General features: G+C 69.6%; 1 protein-coding gene. It reads right to left on the reverse strand.

All coding sequences use genetic code 11. The features are described from left to right. Positions 1 to 438 (reverse strand): arginase family protein (locus tag L6990_RS11830; protein ID WP_237204375.1); only part of this gene is annotated, 438 nt, incomplete at both ends.

Raw genomic sequence — 438 nt, forward strand, 5'->3', positions numbered from 1 at the left:
GTGTGCCGTGGGCGATGCGCTCGCCGAACATGTCAGGGTTCACATCCGCGTGGGCGTCCACATGGATCAGCGCCACCGGCCCGTGTTTCGCCTTCATCGCGCGCAGGATGGGCAGGGCGATGGTGTGATCGCCGCCCAGGGTCAGCGGGATGCAGCCGGCGTCGAGGACCGGCCCGTAGTGCTGCTCGATGATGTCGACCGACTTGAGCAGGTTGTAGGTGTTGATGGGCACGTCGCCCAGGTCGGCCACCTGCAGCGCGTCGAAAGGCGCGGCGCCGGTCGCCATGTTGTAAGGGCGGATCAGGCAGGATTCGGCGCGGATCTGGCGCGGGCCGAAGCGGGCGCCCGGCCGGTGGCTGGTGCCGATGTCCAGCGGCACGCCGATAAAGCCGGCGTTCAGGCCGGCGGCCGACGTGGCGACGGGCAGCCGCATCATGC

It is taken from the genome of Rothia endophytica (genome assembly GCF_928381505.1).
Lineage (GTDB): Bacteria > Actinomycetota > Actinomycetes > Actinomycetales > Micrococcaceae > Rothia > Rothia endophytica_A.